Source organism: Staphylococcus sp. FSL W8-1207 (assembly GCF_038003745.1).
Taxonomy (GTDB): Bacteria; Bacillota; Bacilli; order Staphylococcales; family Staphylococcaceae; genus Staphylococcus; species Staphylococcus equorum.
In genome coordinates, this window is sequence record NZ_JBBOPU010000001.1 from 608,319 (window position 1) to 627,851 (window position 19,533).

Annotated in this window: 17 protein-coding genes; 15 read left to right on the plus strand and 2 right to left on the minus strand. The window is 33.6% G+C overall.

Annotation, left to right across the window (positions count from 1 at the left end):
• Nucleotides 1–51: 51 nt before the first annotated feature.
• Nucleotides 52–864, minus strand: coding sequence for a prephenate dehydratase (locus NSR03_RS03010; protein WP_002507176.1), 813 nt, complete (start codon nucleotides 862–864; stop codon nucleotides 52–54).
• A gap of 40 nt (nucleotides 865–904) precedes the next feature.
• Nucleotides 905–1,969 (minus strand): nitric oxide synthase oxygenase, encoded by a 1,065-nt coding sequence (locus NSR03_RS03015; RefSeq protein WP_002507177.1) that lies wholly within the window; start codon nucleotides 1,967–1,969, stop codon nucleotides 905–907.
• 229 nt (nucleotides 1,970–2,198) lie between these two features.
• Here NSR03_RS03015 and NSR03_RS03020 point away from each other — a divergent pair, with 229 nt between their 5' ends.
• The 15 genes from NSR03_RS03020 to NSR03_RS03090 all read left to right on the plus strand — a co-directional run bounded on the left by NSR03_RS03020 (nucleotide 2,199) and on the right by NSR03_RS03090 (nucleotide 19,412).
• Entirely contained in the window at nucleotides 2,199–3,665 is a 1,467-nt protein-coding gene (locus tag NSR03_RS03020; protein WP_002507178.1) for a nicotinate phosphoribosyltransferase, read from the plus strand.
• A complete protein-coding gene (gene nadE / locus NSR03_RS03025; RefSeq protein WP_002507179.1) occupies nucleotides 3,658–4,479 on the plus strand; it encodes an ammonia-dependent NAD(+) synthetase in 822 nt (273 codons plus the stop codon). The genes NSR03_RS03020 and nadE overlap by 8 nt, the downstream gene beginning before the upstream one ends.
• An 86-nt stretch (nucleotides 4,480–4,565) precedes the next feature.
• Nucleotides 4,566–5,144, plus strand: coding sequence for a DUF2179 domain-containing protein (locus NSR03_RS03030; protein ID WP_002507180.1), 579 nt, complete (start codon nucleotides 4,566–4,568; stop codon nucleotides 5,142–5,144).
• The gene (locus NSR03_RS03035; RefSeq protein ID WP_002507181.1) at nucleotides 5,141–5,326 is read left to right on the plus strand and encodes an NETI motif-containing protein; all 186 of its coding nucleotides are present in this window, start codon (nucleotides 5,141–5,143) and stop codon (nucleotides 5,324–5,326) included. The genes NSR03_RS03030 and NSR03_RS03035 overlap by 4 nt, the downstream gene beginning before the upstream one ends.
• 225 nt (nucleotides 5,327–5,551) lie before the next feature.
• Nucleotides 5,552–6,847 carry an adenylosuccinate lyase gene (gene purB, locus NSR03_RS03040; RefSeq protein ID WP_002507182.1) on the plus strand — a complete coding sequence of 432 codons (1,296 nt, stop codon included), beginning with the start codon at nucleotides 5,552–5,554 and terminating at the stop codon, nucleotides 6,845–6,847.
• A gap of 96 nt (nucleotides 6,848–6,943) precedes the next feature.
• On the plus strand, nucleotides 6,944–7,246 hold the full coding sequence (locus NSR03_RS03045) for a YerC/YecD family TrpR-related protein (RefSeq protein ID WP_002507183.1): 303 nt from the start codon (nucleotides 6,944–6,946) through the stop codon (nucleotides 7,244–7,246).
• 193 nt (nucleotides 7,247–7,439) lie between these two features.
• Nucleotides 7,440–8,111 (plus strand): M15 family metallopeptidase, encoded by a 672-nt coding sequence (locus NSR03_RS03050; RefSeq protein WP_069821047.1) that lies wholly within the window; start codon nucleotides 7,440–7,442, stop codon nucleotides 8,109–8,111.
• A gap of 137 nt (nucleotides 8,112–8,248) precedes the next feature.
• Nucleotides 8,249–8,941, plus strand: a complete 693-nt coding sequence (locus tag NSR03_RS03055) for a heptaprenylglyceryl phosphate synthase (protein WP_002507185.1) — start codon at nucleotides 8,249–8,251, stop codon at nucleotides 8,939–8,941.
• The gene (pcrA, locus tag NSR03_RS03060; RefSeq protein WP_069821046.1) at nucleotides 8,938–11,148 is read left to right on the plus strand and encodes a DNA helicase PcrA; all 2,211 of its coding nucleotides are present in this window, start codon (nucleotides 8,938–8,940) and stop codon (nucleotides 11,146–11,148) included. Before NSR03_RS03055 ends, pcrA begins: the two co-directional genes overlap by 4 nt.
• Nucleotides 11,149–11,151: 3 nt before the next feature.
• A complete protein-coding gene (gene ligA / locus NSR03_RS03065) occupies nucleotides 11,152–13,155 on the plus strand; it encodes an NAD-dependent DNA ligase LigA (RefSeq protein WP_069821045.1) in 2,004 nt (667 codons plus the stop codon).
• A 12-nt stretch (nucleotides 13,156–13,167) separates the two neighbouring features.
• Nucleotides 13,168–14,385, plus strand: coding sequence for a CamS family sex pheromone protein (locus NSR03_RS03070; protein WP_056935768.1), 1,218 nt, complete (start codon nucleotides 13,168–13,170; stop codon nucleotides 14,383–14,385).
• Nucleotides 14,386–15,080: 695 nt separating this feature from the next.
• Nucleotides 15,081–15,383: an Asp-tRNA(Asn)/Glu-tRNA(Gln) amidotransferase subunit GatC gene (gene gatC, locus NSR03_RS03075; protein ID WP_002507190.1), complete on the plus strand. Its 303-nt coding sequence runs from the start codon at nucleotides 15,081–15,083 to the stop codon at nucleotides 15,381–15,383.
• A 1-nt stretch (nucleotide 15,384) separates the two neighbouring features.
• The gene (gene gatA, locus NSR03_RS03080) at nucleotides 15,385–16,842 is read left to right on the plus strand and encodes an Asp-tRNA(Asn)/Glu-tRNA(Gln) amidotransferase subunit GatA (RefSeq protein ID WP_002507191.1); all 1,458 of its coding nucleotides are present in this window, start codon (nucleotides 15,385–15,387) and stop codon (nucleotides 16,840–16,842) included.
• Between the two features lie 12 nt (nucleotides 16,843–16,854).
• Nucleotides 16,855–18,282: an Asp-tRNA(Asn)/Glu-tRNA(Gln) amidotransferase subunit GatB gene (gatB, locus tag NSR03_RS03085; RefSeq protein ID WP_002507192.1), complete on the plus strand. Its 1,428-nt coding sequence runs from the start codon at nucleotides 16,855–16,857 to the stop codon at nucleotides 18,280–18,282.
• Nucleotides 18,283–18,494: 212 nt separating this feature from the next.
• Nucleotides 18,495–19,412 carry a diacylglycerol kinase gene (locus tag NSR03_RS03090; RefSeq protein WP_002507193.1) on the plus strand — a complete coding sequence of 306 codons (918 nt, stop codon included), beginning with the start codon at nucleotides 18,495–18,497 and terminating at the stop codon, nucleotides 19,410–19,412.
• Nucleotides 19,413–19,533 lie beyond the last annotated feature (121 nt).

Below are 19,533 nucleotides of genomic sequence, written 5' to 3' on the forward strand. Positions count from 1 at the left end.
AATGAAATGGAGAGTTTTTGGTTTGTTTAATTGAGTTATATAAAAATAAACTTAACTTAATTTATTAAATGAACCAATAATTGAGACTTGGAAGTCTAGCGTGTTTAAAATTTTAATAACCTTAGCCAAATCTTCATTGATTGGTGTGTCTGCTTGTACAAAAAAGTGGTACATTCCGAGTTGTGTTTTTAAAGGTCTAGATTCAATCCAAGACAAGTTAATATTAAATAAAACAAAAGTATTTAATATGCTTGCTAATAAACCAGGTTTATCAAATTGAGGCGTGATGAGCAATAATGTATCGCTCGCATCCTCTACATCCTCGATGCTACTCGGTTGGTTACTAACGACTAAAAAGCGCGTTACATTATGTGGGAAGTCTTGTATGTTTTCCTCAATAGGTGAATAGCCGTATGCTTCACCACTACCTAAAGGTGCAATGGCACCAACGTGATTAGTTATTTTTTCCAAACTTTTGATTGTACTGTCTACATAGTCATACGTGAACCCTTGCTTTTGTATGTACTGACTCGTTTGACTAATCGCAGGCGCAATAGAATAAACTTTTGAGATATCATTTACTGTAGCACCTTGAGAACCATACAACGCGAATTGAATATCTAAATGAAGTTCACCTTGTGCAAAAATATTTTGTTGTGTTAATGCATCTGCGACAATATTAATCGTCCCTTCAATTGAATTCTCAATTGGTACTACGGCGATACTGTTATCATCGTTAGAAACAGCTTGTACTACTTCGTACAGGTTAGATTTGGCTTCAAAATCCATTTCAGATTCTGATTTATATTGTTTTGCTGCTAAGTATGAAAAGGTCCCTTTTGGGCCTAAATAATAAAGTTTCATGTGACGTTACCCCTTGTTTATATGTGTAAGGATAGAGTGTTTAATGGAATGGACAACCCGTAGATGTTGATTTCTTATAAAAGAAATTAGGTTCTCGAATTTCATTTTTATAACCATGATGATAATTTGCCACCAATGTTGGAGATAACGAAGGTGATAACCATGACCATTTACCAGTAACATCTCTTCCTTCTTTTGTTTCATTCTTTTCAAATCGTTCAAACTGCTTAGAAGCAGTCAAATGATCAACAATAGAGACGCCTTCATTTTTAAAGGAATGATACACTGCATCATTTAGTTCGACAAGTGCACGATCTTTATTGAAAGAATTATTCTTAAGTGTATCAAATTCAAATGCTTCTGCAACACTTTCTAGCAAATTATAACGATAACTATCTGTAAAATTACGAACAGCAATCTCATTTACCATATACCAACCGTTAAATGGTGCTGTTGGGTATGTAATGCCGCCAATTTTTAAATCCATACTTGATATAATAGGAACGGCATACCATTTTAAACCGAGTTGTTTTAACTTTGGATAGCGGTCATGTGTTATAGGAACTTCCCTAATTAATTCTGGGTTATAAGTATGATATTTTAAATTACCTTCAGGCATCTTATAAATTAAAGGTAAGACATCAAAGTGAGTATGTTCTCCTGTCCATCCAAGATGTTCAGCGAGTTGCGTTATACTTCGTTCAGCAGGGTCGCCTAAATCTGAATAACCTGCATATCTGATTAATTGATTATTATAAATTTGTGGTGGTTGGTGCTGTGAAAAGATAGTGATATAAGGTTTGATTTTTCCATTATTTGTTGCAGTTGTTATGTGATTTTCAATTGTAGCTATAAATTCATCTTCAGTTTGAATATCTCTTGCGTCTGCTACAGTTAATGAATTCCAAAAAAATCGACCAATACAACGATTAGAATTCCTCCAAGCCAATTTAGCACCATAAGTAAGTTCTTCAATTGTATGTTCATACGTGCCATTTGTTTGAATAGCAATTTCAATTTCTTTAATTCTATCTAATGTAACATGTTCATCGTAACTTAATTCTTTATGCATTGTTTTAATAAATGATTTAGCTTCATTTAACATATAAACACCTCACTTAGTATTATAAGTGATTACAGTTAATTTATAATTATAAAACTATAAATGTCACTACTTTGTCGTTAGTAATGTCACACTTTTATCAAAATTTAAAATAATGAACAATAGCAAACTGAAAATGTTGCACGAATGCTATTAAATAGGATGGTATTTCAGGTGCTAACAACGTTTCTTTTATGCTAAACTAATAGAAAAGCTGATTGGAGAGATTTTTGTGTACCAATACGAAGACGATACATTAGTATTGCATAATGATTTATATCAAATAAATATGGCTGAAAGTTATTGGAATGATGGTATTCATGAACGATTAGCAGTCTTTGATTTGTATTTTAGAAATATGCCATTCGACAGTGGCTATGCGGTTTTTAATGGATTAAAGCGTGTGATTGAATATATAAATCAATTTCATTTTTCAGAATCAGATATAGAATATTTAAAATCTATTGGCTATCAAGAGGATTTCTTGAGTTATTTAAAAGACTTGAAATTTACTGGTAATATTCGCTCAATGCACGAAGGTGAGCTTTGTTTTGGTAATGAACCATTAATGAGAGTAGAGGCGCCACTAATACAAGCTCAATTAATAGAAACGATGCTATTAAATATAGTGAATTTCCATACTTTGATTACAACAAAGGCGAGTCGTATTCGACAAGTTGCGCTGGATGATATGTTAATGGAATTTGGTACACGCCGTGCGCAAGAAGCGGGCGCAGCATTATGGGGAGCCAGAGCATCATACATTGGTGGCTTCAATTCTACAAGTAATGTAAGAGCAGGAAAGTTATTTGGCATTCCAGTATCTGGTACACACGCCCATGCAATGGTGCAAACATATGGTGATGAATATATTGCTTTTAAAAAATACGCCGAGCGACATAAGGACTGTGTGTTTTTAGTAGATACATTCCATACGCTAAAATCTGGTGTTCCAACAGCAATTAAAGTTGCAAAAGAATTAGGGGACAAAATTAATTTCGTAGGTATTCGATTAGATTCAGGAGATATTGCTTACCTTTCTAAAGAAGCGCGACGTATGTTAGATGAAGCTGGATTTACAGATGCCAAAATTATTGCTTCAAACGATTTAGATGAACAGACAATCACGAGTTTGAAATCACAAGGTGCAAGAGTTGATTCATGGGGTGTAGGTACTAAATTAATTACAGGCTATGACCAACCAGCACTTGGTGCAGTTTATAAGCTCGTTGCTGTTGAAGATAGTTCTGGCGCATATGTTGATCGTATTAAACTCTCAAATAATGCAGAAAAAGTAACGACGCCAGGCAAGAAAAAGGTATACCGTATCATTAATAAAAAAACGAACAAAGCTGAAGGAGACTACATTACATTGGATCATGAAGATCCATATGAAACGACGCCGCTTAAACTTTTTCATCCTGTCCATACCTACAAGATGAAATTTATAAAATCATTTATAGCGAAAGATTTGCATCATGATATTTATAAAGACGGTAAATTAGTATATGATTTACCAAGTGAACAAGAAGCACAAACTTATTTGAAAGAAAATCTTACCTATTTATGGGATGAAAATAAGCGTCATCTTAACCCACAAGAATACCCTGTAGATTTAAGTACAGCATGTTGGGAAAATAAACATAAACGTATATTTGAAGTCGCAGAACATGTAAAGGAGATGGAAGAAAATGAGTAATTTACAAGAAATCATTGTTAAAGAAATGAATGTCCAACCAATGATTGACAGTGAACAAGAAGCGCGTAGCATAATTCAATTTATTAAAAGCTATGTACAATCTCACTCATTTATCCAATCTTTAGTGTTAGGTATTTCAGGTGGCCAAGATTCCACTTTAGCTGGTAAACTGTGTCAAACTGCAGTTAATGAGTTAAAAGAAGAAAAAATTCATTGCCAATTCATTGCTGTTAAATTACCATATGGTGAACAAAAAGATGCAGCCGAAGTGGAAGATGCATTGAAGTTCATCCAACCGGACGCAGTAGTAACGATTAATATTAAATCAGCTGTAGATCAGAGTGTGCAATCACTAAAAGGTGCTGGTATTTCACTTACTGATTTTCAAAAAGGAAATGAAAAAGCACGTGAACGTATGAAAGTACAATTCTCAATTGCTGCAAATAAACAAGGTATAGTAATCGGTACGGATCATTCGGCTGAAAGTGTAACGGGTTTTTATACGAAATATGGTGATGGTGCTGCTGATATTGCACCGCTATTTGGTTTGAACAAACGCCAAGGTAGACAATTATTAAAGTATTTAGAAGCGCCGAAGCACTTATATGAAAAGGTGCCTACTGCAGATTTAGAAGAAGACAAGCCACAATTACCAGATGAAGAGGCACTAGGTGTGAGTTATGATCACATAGATGATTATTTGGAAGGCAAATCGGTACCAGATGATGCACAAGAAGTTATTGAGCGTCATTATATTAAGAGTGCACATAAAAGAGAATTAGCTTATACAAGACACACATGGCCTAAAAATTAACTACTATAACCGTAAGTTTTTAGTGACAAAATATAAACTTACTGATAGAATTACTTGAATTTAATGTAACAGAAAGGAAAATGGACATGTCAGTGATAACATCTACGCCATGGTTAATGGTTTTAGCCATTTTTATAATCAACGTTGCTTATGTAACATGCTTAACGATGAGAACAATATTAACCCTTAAAGGTTATCGCTATGTTGCTGCAATCGTGAGCTTCTTGGAAGTCCTTGTATATGTTATTGGTTTAGGTATGGTAATGTCTAGTTTGGATCAAATCCAAAATGTACTTGCATACGCCTTTGGTTTTTCAATAGGTATTATTGTTGGTATGAAGATTGAAGAAAAACTAGCACTTGGTTATACAGTAGTCAATGTAACTTCATCTGAGTATGAGTTAGACTTACCAAGACAATTAAGAGATTTAGGGTATGGTGTGACACATAATACTGCATACGGCCGAGATGGCAAACGCTTGATTTTACAAATACTTACACCGAGACGTTTTGAAGCTAAATTAATTGAGACGATTAAACAAATTGATGCAAAAGCATTTATGGTCGCATATGAACCGCGTACAATTCATGGAGGGTTCTGGGCGAAAGGTGTTAAAAGTAAAAAACTTAAACAATATGATACGGATGAAGTTGAAAGCATATGAAAAAACAACAAAAATTCAAAGTCGAAGAACACGAGTCAATTCAAGATTGTTTGGGTCGCATGCGTGAAGCTGGCTATACACCAGTTAAACGTTTTGAAAAGCCTGTTTACAAAGAAAATAAAGACGGCAGCGTAGAGGTACTTAAACAAGAAATTGAGTTCGTAGGCAAATTACAAGAATGATAAATATGGGAGCCTGATACATGTATTTATGTTTCGGGCTCTTTTTTTAATATTTTGATTCTAAATAATTTCTATAGTAGGCTTAAAAGGCTTATACATTTCAAAGTAATTCTGTTAAACTAGTATTGAAAAGAATAAACACGAACTTTAAAGTGAAAATGAACTTAAATGTGCATGTTTTGAGGTTTGTGAACTAAAACTTATGTAAGATAGGAGCTAATTTCAATGATTGAACGCTATTCTAGAGAAGAAATGTCTAATATTTGGACTGATCAAAATCGCTATGAAGCTTGGTTGGAAGTAGAGATACTTGCTTGTGAAGCTTGGAGTAAACTAGGGGATATACCTGAGGCAGACGTCAAAAAAATACGTGAAAACGCCAAAGTTGATGTTGAACGTGCACAGGAAATTGAACAAGAAACACGTCATGATGTAGTCGCATTTACTAGACAAGTTTCTGAAACACTTGGTGAAGAACGTAAGTGGGTTCATTATGGTTTAACTTCAACTGATGTAGTAGATACTGCGTTAAGTTATGTGATTAAACAGGCAAACGACATTATTGAAAAAGATTTAGAAAGATTTATTGAAGTATTAGCGAAAAAAGCAAAAGATTACAAATATACATTAATGATGGGTCGTACACACGGTGTGCATGCTGAACCAACAACGTTTGGTGTCAAAATGGCGCTTTGGTATACAGAAATGCAACGTAATTTAGAACGTTTTAAACGCGTAAGAGAAGAAATTGAAGTTGGAAAAATGAGTGGTGCAGTAGGGACTTTTGCTAACATACCACCTGAAATAGAAGCACATGTGTGTGAAAATTTAGGCCTGGGTGCAGCTCCAGTATCAACACAAACGCTACAACGTGATCGTCATGCTTATTATATTGCGACACTTGCACTTATCAGTACTTCAATGGAAAAATTTGCCGTGGAAATACGTAATTTACAAAAAACTGAGACACGTGAAGTAGAAGAAGCATTTGCTAAAGGACAAAAAGGTTCATCAGCAATGCCACACAAACGTAATCCAATTGGTTCTGAAAACATTACAGGTATTGCACGTGTGATAAGAGGTTATGTGACAACAGCTTATGAAAACGTTCCGTTATGGCATGAACGAGATATTTCTCATTCTTCAGCTGAACGAATTATGCTCCCAGATGTTACGATTGCATTAGACTACGGCTTGAACCGTTTTACAAATATTGTTGATAGACTTACAGTATTTGAAGATAATATGCTTGGAAATATTGATAAAACGTTTGGTTTAATCTACTCACAACGTGTATTATTAGCTTTAATTAATAAAGGTTTGGCACGTGAAGAAGCATATGATAAAGTACAACCTAAGGCGATGGAGTCTTGGGAAACTAAAACACCATTTAGAACATTAATAGAACAAGACAATTCAATTACAACATTATTATCTGAAGCAGACTTAGATGAATGTTTCAATCCAAAACACCATTTAAACCAAGTTGACACTATTTTTGAAAGAGCTGGTTTAGAATAATCAGGAATAATTGAATTTTTCAAGGGAAATCGTTACACTTTAATGTATTAGTACGTTAAACTGAGATTAAATTGAAAGATACAGGGGTTGTTTTGAATGCAAATAGAAAAATTAAGAGGAAAAGCATTAGATGAATTGTTCGATGCGATTTTGACGCTTGAAAATAGAGAAGAATGTTATGAATTCTTTGATGATTTATGTACTGTTAATGAAATACAGTCATTGTCACAACGATTACAAGTCGCAAAAATGATTAAACAAGGCTTCACTTATGCGACAATTGAACAAGAATCTGGTGCATCAACTGCAACAATTTCTCGTGTGAAAAGATCGTTGCAATGGGGCAATGATGCTTATACCGTAATTCTAGATCGCATGAATATTGAAACGGCTGATTAGATAATTTTATATGAGAAGTAAGGTTAACTATTTAAGTTAACCCTAGCTGTCGATAGAGTATAATACTTTGTCGGCAGCTTCTTTATGTTTTGTAAAGTGATAGAATGGTAATTGAGACGTATCAACTACATCTTTGTTAAATGCATTCTTTGAAAATATTATTATATGTACACATGTTGGAGGGGAAATTACTGTGTTTAAGAAGTGGATAATTGTAATTGTGACTTTATTATTTATCGGTATTGTCATACGAATGTTGCTTATTATAGCTTCTAATCATCAACAACCTATGCATTCAAATATCGTCGAACCTAAAAATGCATTACCAATTATTGTTGGAAGACAAGGCGTGACGAAAGTGAATGGACATGTCATTGTTAACAAAACATATCAATTACCGCAACACTATAAACCTGCTGAAAATAAAAAAGCCAGACGTAAATTAAATGAAATGTTAGATAAAGCTGAACAAAAAGAATTAGATTTAAAATATATTAGTGGCTATAGAAGTTATAAAGATCAACAAAAAGTAGTGAAATCATATCTTGAAAATGATGGAAAAAAAGTCGCGAAACAATATACTGCTAAACCAGGACATTCAGAACATCAAACAGGATTAGCATTCGATGTAGGCACGCAAAGGTCACTCGAAAATTTCCACGAAGATTTTGAACATACAAAAGAAGCACACTGGTTAGCTCAAAACGCTTCTAAATATGGATTTATTATTAGGTATCCTAAAGGGCAATCAAAGCACACTGGCTATGCATATGAAGCATGGCATTTGCGATATGTAGGACCTGAATTAGCTGGAATTATAGACAACCAAGATACAAATTTAGAAAGTTATTACCAGTTAAATTAAATAATTACCGTAAAAAGGAAACTAAATTATAAAAATCATCTCAGAAATATTGGGGTGGTTTTTTTCGACATCATTTTAGAACTCACAGACTAAAAATGATATAATCATATGTATGTTTAAAAAAGGAGTAACATATCATGTATGACATTAAAAAGTGGAAACATATTTTTAAATTAGACCCTGCAAAGTTAATATCTGACGAAGAATTAGAAGCAATTTGTTTATCTAATACGGACGCAATTATCATAGGTGGAACAGATGAAGTTACTGAAGATAATGTGTTTCATTTAAAGCGACGCTTAAACCAATTTTCATTACCCATAGCATTGGAAATTTCAAATGTAGATAGCGTAATGCTTGGCTTCGACTTTTATTTCGTGCCTACCGTGTTAAACAGTTCAGATGTTAAATATCATAATGGCATATTGTTAGATGCACTCAAGTCATTCGGACAAATAATTGATTTTGATGAAGTCATATTTGAAGGCTATGTCGTACTTAATCCTGATAGTAAAGTCGCGAAAGTGACGCAAGCAAATACAAACTTAACGGATGAAGATATTGAAGCTTATGCATTAATGATTAATGATATGTACAAATTACCGGTTATGTATATAGAATATAGTGGTACATATGGAGAAGTAGAAATAGTAAAAGCAGCAGCAAATCAATTAACAGATACACAACTATTTTATGGTGGTGGTATTAGTGATTATAATGATGCAAAACAAATGGCTTCAATCGCAGACACTATTATAGTTGGAGACATTATATATAAAGATATAGAAAAAGCATTAAAAACAGTTGAGATAAAGGAGTCACATAAATGAACGCATTAGTTAATAAGATGAATGAGGAACAAAGCCAAGCAGTACGTACAACAGAGGGGCCATTGCTTATAATGGCAGGTGCAGGTTCAGGCAAAACACGTGTCTTAACACATCGTATAGCTTACTTGCTTGATGAGAAAGACGTGTCTCCATATAACGTATTAGCCATCACATTTACAAATAAAGCTGCCAAAGAAATGAAAGCACGTGTTGAGACATTAGTTGGAGAACAAGCTCAAGTGCTATGGATGTCTACATTTCACTCTATGTGTGTGAGAATACTTCGAAGAGATGCAGATAGAATTGGTATAGAACGCAATTTTACAATTATTGATCCAACTGACCAAAAATCAGTAATTAGAGATGTATTAAAAAATGAAAATATCGATAGCAAAAAGTTTGAGCCTAGAATGTTTATAGGCGCTATTAGTAATTTGAAAAACGAATTAAAAACGCCGGAAGATGCACAAAAAGAAGCAAATGATTATCATGCACAAATGGTTGCTACTGTTTATAAAGGTTATCAACGTCAACTTTCAAGAAACGAAGCACTAGATTTTGATGATTTGATTATGATTACAATACGTCTATTTGAACGAGTTCCAGAAGTATTAGATTATTATCAAAACAAATTCCAGTATATTCATGTGGATGAGTATCAAGATACGAATAAAGCACAATATACATTAGTTAAACTCCTTGCAAATAAATTTAAAAACCTTTGCGTTGTAGGTGACTCAGATCAATCTATATACGGATGGCGTGGCGCAGATATACAAAATATCCTTTCTTTTGAAGAAGATTATCCAGAAGCAAAAACGGTTTTCCTAGAGCAAAACTATCGTTCTACAAAAAATATTTTAAATGCGGCTAATGAAGTAATTAAAAATAATTCAGAGCGTAAACCTAAAGGATTATGGACGGGCAATACTGACGGCGATAAAATACATTATTATGAAGCAACAACTGAACGAGATGAAGCGGAATATGTTGTACGCGAAATTATGAAACATCAGCGTAATGGAAAGAAATATAAAGATATGGCTATTTTATATCGTACGAACGCACAGTCACGTGTACTTGAAGAAACGTTTATGAAATCAAATCTTCCCTATACAATGGTTGGCGGTCAAAAATTCTATGATAGAAAAGAAATTAAAGATTTATTAAGTTATGTACGAATCATTGCCAATAGTAATGATGATATTAGCTTGCGTCGTGTAATAAACATTCCAAAACGTGGTATTGGACCAACTTCAGTAGATAAAATTCAAACTTATGCAATGCAAAATGATTTAAGCATGTTTGATGCATTAGCTGAAGTAGACTTTATTGGATTATCTAAAAAAGTAACGCAAGAATGTATTAATTTTTATGATGTAATGCAAAATCTTATCAAACAACAAGAATTTCTTGAAATTACTGAAATTGTTGAAGAAGTGCTAGTTAAATCAGGTTACCGTGATATGTTAGAACGTGAACAAACGTTAGAATCTAGAAGTAGACTTGAAAATATTGATGAGTTTATGTCTGTTCCCAAAGATTATGAAGAGAATACACCATTAGAAGAACAGTCATTAATTAACTTTTTAACAGATTTATCATTAGTTGCAGATATAGATGAAGCGCAAATTGAAGATGGTATCACGTTGATGACAATGCACTCTGCTAAAGGTCTAGAATTTCCGATTGTATTTATCATGGGCATGGAAGAGTCTTTATTCCCACACATTAGAGCAATTAAGAGCGATGAGGAACATGAAATGCAAGAAGAGAGACGTATTTGTTATGTAGCTATCACACGTGCTGAAGAAACATTATATTTAACACATGCAACATCAAGAATGTTATTTGGACGACCACAATCCAATATGGCTTCTAGATTTTTAAGAGAAATACCTGAAGATCTATTGGAAAATGAAACTAAATCTAAAGCAAAAGCTAAAACACAAGGCACTAGCTTCCGTTCAGCAACAAAAGAACCAGCTAAAAGAGGTTATAGCCAACGTGCTACAGCTACTAAAAAAACACAAGTGTCTTCAGATTGGAAAGTTGGAGATAAAGTTGTTCATAAATCATGGGGCGAAGGCATGGTTAGTAATGTAAAAGAAAAAAATGGTTCTGTAGAATTAGATATCATCTTTAAATCAGAAGGACCGAAACGCTTACTTGCACAATTTGCGCCAATTGAGAAAAAGGGGGAATAAAATGTGGCTGATTTACAATCACGCGTCGATGAATTGCATCAACTGTTAAATCGCTATAGTTTTGAGTACTATGTTCAAGATAATCCATCAGTGCCAGACAGTGAATATGATAAATTGTTGCATGAGTTAATAGACATTGAAGATACTCACCCAGAATATCGAACGCCTGACTCTCCAACGGTAAGAGTCGGTGGTTCTGCTCAATCAACTTTCGAAAAGGTAAGACATAATACCCCGATGCTCAGCTTAGGCAACGCGTTTAATGAAGAAGACTTAAGAAAATTCGATCAACGTATACGCGAACGTATAGGTGACGTAGAATATATGTGTGAATTGAAAATAGATGGTTTAGCAGTATCTTTGAAATATAAAAATGGCCGATTTGTACAAGGGTTAACACGTGGAGATGGTACTACAGGTGAGGATATTACAGAAAATTTAAAAACGATTCATGCTATCCCTTTGAAAATCAAAGAAACTAGAACATTTGAAGTTCGCGGCGAAGCATATATGCCTAGACAATCATTTTTTAATTTAAATGAAGCAAAAGCTAAGAATGATGAACAAGCGTTTGCGAATCCGCGAAATGCTGCTGCCGGTTCACTTAGACAATTAGATTCAAAGCTCGCAGCTAAACGTAAACTAAGTGTTTTTCTATATAGTGTCAATGATTTTACTCAATTTAATGCGAATACGCAAAGTGAAGCGTTAGATGAATTAGATGAGTTAGGCTTTAAAACAAACCAAGAACGTCAACGTGTACAAACGATTGATGATGTGATTGCATATATTGAACATTGGACTGAAAAAAGAGAAGCATTACCATATGATATTGATGGTATTGTAATTAAAGTGAATATGGTAGCGCACCAAGAGGAACTTGGCTTCACTCAAAAATCACCGCGTTGGGCGATTGCATATAAATTCCCAGCAGAAGAAGTAATTACAGATTTAGTGGATATTGAATTAAGTATAGGTAGGACAGGTGTCGTCACACCTACAGCTATTCTTGAACCAGTAAAAGTTGCTGGAACTACTGTTTCTCGCGCTTCTCTACATAATGAAGATTTGATTCATGACAAAGATATTAGAATTGGCGACAGTGTAGTAATTAAAAAAGCAGGGGATATTATACCTGAAGTTATTAAAAGTGTATTAGATAGACGTCCAGATAATGCGGAAGTTTATCATATGCCAACACATTGTCCAAGTTGTGAACATGAATTAGTACGCATAGAAGGCGAAGTAGCTTTGCGCTGTATCAATCCTAAGTGCCAAGCACAACTTGTGGAAGGCATGATTCATTTTGTTTCTCGACAAGCAATGAATATCGACGGTTTAGGTACAAAAATCATTCAACAACTGTATGATAATGAAAAAATAAAAGACATTGCAGATATTTTCTACTTAACAAAAGAAGATTTATTACCGCTTGACCGCATGGGAGAGAAAAAAGTAGATAACTTGATTAATGCTATTGAAGTGTCTAAAAACAATTCTTTAGAAAAGCTATTGTTTGGTTTAGGTATCAGACATCTTGGCGTAAAAGCAAGCCAAGTCATAGCTGAAAAATACGGCACAATGGATAAATTATTCGAAATAACAGAAGAAGACTTTGTTGGTATACATGACATCGGGCACAAAGTAGCCCAATCTGTAGTCACGTATTTAGAAAATGAAGATATTCGTGCACTTATTAATAAATTAAAAGAAAAAAATGTTAATATGACATATAAAGGTATAAAGACAAGTGATTTAGAAGGCCACCCAGACTTTAAAGATAAGACAATTGTACTTACTGGTAAGTTATATCAAATGACTAGAAACGAAGCTTCAAAATGGTTAGAACTTCAAGGTGCAAAAGTTACGAGCAGTGTAACTAAAAGTACAGACTTAGTTATCGCTGGTGAGGATGCAGGCTCCAAATTAACAAAAGCTGAAAAATTTGATACAGCAATATGGTCAGAAGAAGACTTTGTTCAGAAGCAAAATGAAATCGAGGGATAGAGGAGATAATGCATGAAACGGAAGGTTATACTATTCATCTCAGCAGTTTTTTTATTATCAGCATGTGGCAATGATGATGATAACAAAAGCAAAGAACAATCTAATGAAAATGAACAACAACAGCAGCAAGATTCTGGTTCTGTAAAAGATATTGCAACGGATAAAAATGTAGCAGGTGACAATTACAGAACAATATTACCATTTAAAGAAAGCAAAGCACGTGGTGTATTACAAGAAAATATGGCAAATAGTTATAATGGTGAAGATTTCGAGAGTGGTCTATTAGATTTAAGTAAAGAAGTCTTTCCAACTGAAGATTATTTATATCAAGATGGCCAATATCTAGATAAAGATACGATTAACGCATATTTAGGACCTAAATATACTAAAGCTGAAATCGATGATATGGATGAAGACGAACGTAAAGAGAAAAAAGCAAATGAGAATTTAGGATTAAATCCATCTCATAATGGTGAAACAGATCCTGAAAAAATTGCAGAAAATTCACCAGCATATCTTTCTAATATTTTAGAACAAGATTTTTATAATAGTGGCGATACAAAAGGTAAAAAAATTAAAGGTATGACGATTGGTTTAGCGATGAACAGTACATATTATTACCAAAAAGAAAAAGATGGAGAGACCTATAGTAAGAAATTGGATGACAAAGAAATTAAAAAACAAGGTAAGAAAATGTCTGAAGAAATACTTACTAGATTACGCGAAAATAAAGAACTGAAGGATATTCCAATTCATTTTGCTGTTTATAAACAATCTGGAGAAAACTCAATTATACCTGGCGAGTTTATCGCTGGTACGACAGTTGAAGGTGATAAAACACGTATTAATGAATGGAAAGATATTCAACAGAAAACTGCTTTATTACCATCTGGAGAGGCTGCAGATTTAGATGAAAATTTAAACTCTGATTTCAAACAGTTTAATGATAATCTCCAAACATATTTTAATAATTTCACTCAAGCAGTAGGTACTGTTAAATTCGATAATAAAGAAGCTAAGCAATTATCTGTAGATGTACCAATTGATTATTATGGTAAAGCCGAAACTATAGGTATTACGCAATATGTCACTGAACAAGCAAGAAAATATTTCGATGATATAGATGAGTATGAAATTCACATTAAAGATGGTAATAACCCTAAAGCACTAATCAGTAAAACAAAAGAAGATAAAGAACCACAAGTTCATATTTATAAAAACAACAATTAGTCATCTTTGTGAGGGTGGGACTACGAAATCAAATTTAAAATTTTGATTTCTGTCCTGCTCTTTTTATTTTAAAGCTTTCCGATTTTGAAAGTGCATGTTTGCCTGAGGTATGGATCGAGCCTGTAGTCTCTCGCTCATACTATTCCCCTAGGCGTAAGCCCTTTACAAAATCGGTTTATTACATAAATTTATACAAAAAATTTTAGTATAGAGAAGTTACCTTAACATATCTTTAAAACGAGATGGCTTATGTTTTAGAATTATAATCTGACTCAATAGATACTATCATTGGAACTGAGATACTAATCACTAACAATGAAGGGTTATATTTTGATTTCTATCCCGCTCTTTTTTTGAAACATGAATGGTTATACAAGAGGATTCATAATAGCGTAAAGATAAATATTAAGTAATTTTATGATTTCACTCGATATTTGCTAAGTGTTAAACGCTTACAATTTTTATAGACTAAGTTCTTTTTTTAGAAATAATAGAATTATTATACATATAAAAGTGATAAATACTTATATCCATATTGAAAACATAGCTATAAAAGGGTTGTGAAAATATATAGTTTTTGAAAAAGTTTAAAAATAAATCACTGTAATTTACTGTTATTATCGAAAAGCTTAGATTTTTGGGCGGAATTTTGGTACAATTTTGTAATGAATGAGTAAAAAGGAGGCTTTTATTTAATGGCTAAAGTTACACGTGAAGAAGTAGAGCATATAGCAAATTTAGCTAGACTTGAAATTACTGAAGATGCAACTGCAGAGATGCAAGAAACATTAGAAAGTATTTTAAACTTTGCTAATCATATAGATTCAGCAGATACAAGTGAAGTAGAACCAACATATCACGTATTAGATTTACAAAACGTATTACGTGAAGACAAAGCAGATGAGGGTATTCCTCAAGAGCTTGCATTAAAAAATGCTAAAGAGACGGAAGATGGACAATTTAAAGTCCCATCTATCATGAATGAGGAGGACGCTTAAGATGACCATCCGTTATGAATCTGTGGAAAATTTGATCAACTTAATAAAAAACAAAGAAATTAAGCCTTCACAAATTGTGAATGATATTTATGATGCAATAGAAGAAACTGATCCAACAATCAAATCATTTCTTGCATTAGATAAAGAAAATGCAGTTAAACAAGCGCAAGAATTGGATGAATTACAAGCTAAAGACCAAATGGAAGGTCAACTTTTTGGTATTCCTATGGGTATAAAAGACAACATTATTACTGAAGGCGTTGAAACAACTTGCGCAAGTAAAATGTTAGAAGGATTTGTGCCTATTTATGAATCAACAGTAATGAATAAATTACGAAATGAACAAGCAATACTTATTGGTAAACTAAACTTAGATGAATTCGCTATGGGTGGTTCAACTGAAACTTCATACTTTAAAAAGACAGTTAATCCATTTGATCACACTGCAGTACCTGGAGGTTCATCAGGTGGTTCAGCAGCAGCCGTAGCAGCAGGATTAGTTCCGTTCAGTTTAGGTACAGATACTGGTGGTTCAATTCGTCAACCAGCGGCTTACTGTGGCATCGTAGGTATGAAACCTACATATGGCCGCGTATCACGTTTTGGATTAGTTGCGTTTGCATCATCATTAGACCAAATCGGACCACTTACACGTAATGTTAAAGATAATGCTTTAGTATTAGAAACAATTACTGGTTTAGATGAAAATGACTCTACAAGTGCACCAGTTGAAGAGTCAGATTTCACTACTGATATCGGTAAAGATATTCAAGGTCTTAAAGTTGCGTTACCAACAGAATACCTTGGTGAAGGTGTATCAGAAGATGTTAAAGCTTCTGTTAAACAAGCTGTTGAAACACTAAAAGAATTAGGTGCAACAGTTGAAGAAGTGTCATTACCAAACACTAAATATGGTATCCCTTCTTATTACGTTATTGCTTCATCAGAAGCTTCATCAAACTTATCTCGCTTTGATGGTATTAGATATGGTTACCATTCACCTGAAGCGAACTCATTAGAAGACTTATACAAAATGTCTAGAAGTGAAGGCTTTGGTGACGAAGTTAAACGTCGTATTTTCTTAGGTACTTTTGCATTGAGTTCTGGTTATTATGATGCATTTTATAAAAAATCACAAAAAGTAAGAACATTGATTAAAAATGATTTTGACCGCATATTTGAAAACTACGATGTTATTGTAGGACCAACGACACCAACACCAGCGTTTAATATAGGTGAAGAAATTGATGATCCGCTTACAATGTATGCGAATGATTTATTAACAACACCAGTAAACTTAGCTGGATTACCAGGTATTTCTGTTCCTTGTGGTAAATCAAACGGACGTCCAATTGGTTTACAATTTATTGGAAAACCATTTGATGAAAAGACGTTATATCGTGTCGCTTATCAATATGAAACAAAATTCAATTTTCATAATGAATACGAAAAATTATAAGGAGTGGAAATCATGCATTTTGAAACAGTTATTGGACTAGAAGTCCATGTTGAGTTAAAAACAGAATCTAAAATGTTCTCTGCATCACCAGCACATTTTGGAGCAAAACCTAACTCAAACACAAGCGTAATTGATCTTGCATATCCTGGTGTGTTACCGGTTGTAAATAGACGCGCTGTTGATTGGGCTATGAGAGCTTCAATGGCAATCAATATGGATATTGCAACAGAATCTAAATTTGACCGTAAAAACTATTTCTATCCAGATAATCCAAAAGCATATCAAATTTCACAATTTGATCAACCTATTGGTGAAAATGGTTATATTGATATTGAAGTTGACGGTAAGACAAAACGTATAGGCATTACACGTCTTCACATGGAAGAAGATGCTGGTAAATCAACGCATAAAGATGGATACTCTTTAGTAGATTTAAATAGACAAGGTACACCATTGATTGAAATTGTTTCTGAACCAGACATTCGTTCACCAGAAGAAGCATATGCATACTTAGAAAAACTACGTTCTATTATTCAATATACTGGTGTTTCTGACTGTAAGATGGAAGAAGGCTCACTACGTTGTGATGCTAACATCTCATTACGTCCATATGGTCAAGAAGAGTTTGGTACAAAAGCAGAGTTGAAAAACTTAAACTCATTTAGTTTTGTACGTAAAGGTCTTGAATATGAAGAAAAACGTCAAGAAGAAGAACTGTTAAATGGTGGGGAAATCCTACAAGAAACACGTAGATATGATGAGTCAACTGGTAAAACAATTTTAATGCGTGTTAAAGAAGGCTCTGATGACTATCGTTACTTCCCAGAACCAGACATTGTGCCATTATATGTGGATGAAGCTTGGAAAGAGCGTGTGCGTCAAACAATCCCAGAATTACCAGACGAAAGAAAAGAAAAATATGTGAACAACTTTGGCTTACCTGCTTATGATGCACATGTTTTAACACTTACAAAAGAGATGTCTGATTTCTTTGAAAGTGCTATTGCTGAAGGTGCAGATGCTAAATTAACTTCTAACTGGTTAATGGGCGGCGTGAATGAGTATCTTAATAAAAATCAAATTGATTTATTAGATACAAAATTAACGCCTGAAAACTTAGCTGGAATGATTAAGTTAATTGAAGACGGTACAATGAGCAGTAAAATCGCTAAAAAAGTATTCCCAGAACTCGCTGAGAATGGTGGGGACGCCAAACAAATTATGGAAGATAAAGGTTTAGTTCAAATTTCTGACGAAGCTACACTTTTAAAATTCGTAAATGAAGCGTTAGATAATAATGCACAATCAGTTGAAGATTATAAAAATGGTAAAGGTAAAGCAATGGGCTTCTTAGTCGGTCAAATTATGAAAGCTTCAAAAGGCCAAGCCAATCCTCAATTAGTAAATCAATTGTTAAAACAAGAATTAGATAAAAGATAATTAAAACCGCGTTGGATTTTAGTGTAATGTAAGGATTAGATAATGCATTACATCAATAGATATAGCAGAACCTGTAGAACGTTTTTGTCTACAGGTTCTTTTACTATTCATACGATATTATATATATTCTGTAAAATTTGGCCTAAATGCTTTTATCATTTATCTAAATCATATAATATAGATATTGAGTATAAGAAGTCGAGGGATAAAATATGAGAAAACGAGCTAGAATCATTTATAATCCAACATCTGGTAAAGAATTGTTTAAACGTACCTTGCCAGATGTTTTAATTAAATTAGAAAAAGCAGGGTTTGAGACAAGTGCATATGCAACTGAAAAAGTTGGAGACGCAACTTCTGAAGCAGAACGCAGTTTAGAACAAAACTATGATGTATTAATTGCTGCCGGTGGTGACGGTACGCTTAATGAAGTCGTAAATGGTATTGCAGAGCAGCCGAACAGACCAAGTATAGGCATTATACCTATGGGTACAGTAAATGATTTTGGACGTGCGCTACATTTACCAAATGACATTATGAGTGCAATTGATGTGATTATAGAAGGCCATACAACTCGGGTTGATATTGGCAAGATGAATAGTCGTTATTTCATAAATTTAGCAGCCGGTGGTCAATTAACACAGGTTTCTTATGAGACGCCAAGTAAATTGAAATCCATTGTTGGACCGTTTGCCTATTATATAAAAGGCTTTGAAATGTTACCCCAAATGAAAGCTGTTGATATTCGTGTAGAATATGACAATGAAGTTTTTCAAGGGGAAGCATTGTTGTTCTTATTAGGTTTAACGAATTCAATGGCTGGTTTTGAAAAATTAGTGCCAGATGCTAAATTAGATGATGGTTATTTTACATTGATTATCGTTGAAAAAGCAAACCTTGCTGAATTAGGACATATAATGACACTAGCTTCTAGAGGAGAACATATAAAGCATCCCAAGATTCATTATAAGAAAGCTAAATCTATTAGTGTATCATCATTTGTAGATATGCAGTTAAACGTAGATGGTGAATATGGTGGTAAATTACCAGGTAATTTCTTGAATTTAAAACAACATATCGAAGTATTTACGCCAAGTGATGTTAATAATGATGAAATAGTCGAACAGTAAAAGTACGCTTCGTATAATATTACAAATTCAGCTTGAAGAACTTAAGCATTTCAAGTTAAAATGAATAGTCGAAAAAATTAAAGATACAGAATAAACTGAGAGGTTAGGTAAAGACATCAAA